Raw genomic sequence first — 1,501 nt, forward strand, 5'->3', positions numbered from 1 at the left:
TCGAAGGAGAAGTTCGAGCGGGCGTTCCCGGCCGACTTCATCTCCGAGGCCATCGACCAGACGCGCGGCTGGTTCTACTCCCAGATGGCCGTCTCGACGCTGGTGTTCGGTGAGTCCGACTTCCGCACCGTCGTGTGCCTGGGACTGATCCTCGCCGAGGACGGTCGCAAGATGTCCAAGCACCTGGGCAACATCTTGGAGCCGATCCCGCTGATGGACCGCCACGGCGCGGACGCGGTGCGCTGGTTCATGCTGGCGGGCGGTTCGCCGTGGGCGTCGCGTCGGGTGGGCCACTCCACGATCCAGGAGACGGTCCGCAAGGTGCTGCTGACGTTCTGGAACGCGGTCAGCTTCCAGTCGCTGTACGCCCGCACCAGCGGCTGGGCTCCCGTCGGCGATGCGCCGGCCGTCGCGGATCGGCCGGTCATGGACCGGTGGCTGGTCGCCGTCCGCAACCAGCTCATCGACCAGGTGACGGCCGCGCTGGAGGGCTACGACACCCAGCGCGCCGGGGCGCTGCTGAGCGACTTCGTGGACGACCTGTCCAACTGGTACGTGCGCCGGTCGCGCCGCCGGTTCTGGGCCGGGGACGAAGCCGCCTTGTGGACGCTGCACGAGACCCTGGATGTGGTCGCCCGGCTGATGGCGCCGATGGCCCCCTTCATCACCGAACGGGTGTGGCAGGACATGATCGTGCCCGCCGTCCCGGGTGCCCCCGAGTCGGTGCACCTGGCCACGTGGCCGACGGTGCAGGGCGAGGGGGTGGACGCCGACCTGATCGAGTCGATGGCCGTCGCGCGGCGCCTGGTCGAGCTGGGCCGCGGGGCCCGGTCGGAGGCGCAGGTGAAGACGCGCCAACCGCTGCGGCGCATCCTCGTGCCGGGGGCGTCCTTCGCGAAGTTGGGGGCCGAGCTGGTCGCGGAGATCGCCAACGAGCTCAACGTGGGCGCGGTGGAGTCGTTCGCCTCGGCCGGTGACGTGGTCGACTACACAGCCAAGGGCAATTTCCGGGCGCTGGGCAAGCGGTTCGGCAAGGACACCCCGAAGGTCGCCGCCGCGATCGCCGCCGCCGATGCTGCGGCGCTGGCCGTCGAGTTGGACGAGAAGGGGTCGGCGAGCGTCGACTTCGACGGCGGCACCGTGGTGAGCGCCGACGAGGTGCTGATCTCGGAGCGTCCGCGGGCGGGCTGGTCGGTGGTCAACGAGCAGGGCGAGACCGTCGCCCTGGATCTGGAACTGACCCAGGAACTCGTGCGCGCGGGCCTGGTCCGCGAGGTCATCCGCCTGGTGCAGGAACAGCGCAAGAGTTCCGGCCTGGAGGTGTCCGACCGGATCGCGCTGACCTGGACGGCCGACGGCGAACTGGCGCAGGCCCTGCGTGAGGCGTCGTCGTTCGTCGCCGAGGAGGTCTTGGCCACGTCCCTGAGCGAGGGCGAGCCGACCGGCGACGTCGTCTCCGACGAGGGCTTGGGGTTGCGTTTCGCCCTGTCGAAGGCCTGAT

The 1,501-nt window shown here is 70.4% G+C and carries 1 protein-coding gene; it reads left to right on the top strand.

Translation table 11 applies throughout. The annotated features are described in order from the left end of the window. A partial coding sequence (locus tag V7E09_RS15655; protein ID WP_324523747.1) for a DUF5915 domain-containing protein occupies positions 1-1,500 on the top strand: 1,500 nt, incomplete at its 5' end. Position 1,501: the final 1 nt, after the last annotated feature.

The sequence above is a fragment of the Propioniciclava sp. genome, assembly GCF_036744435.1.
Taxonomy (GTDB): domain Bacteria; phylum Actinomycetota; class Actinomycetes; order Propionibacteriales; family Propionibacteriaceae; genus Propioniciclava.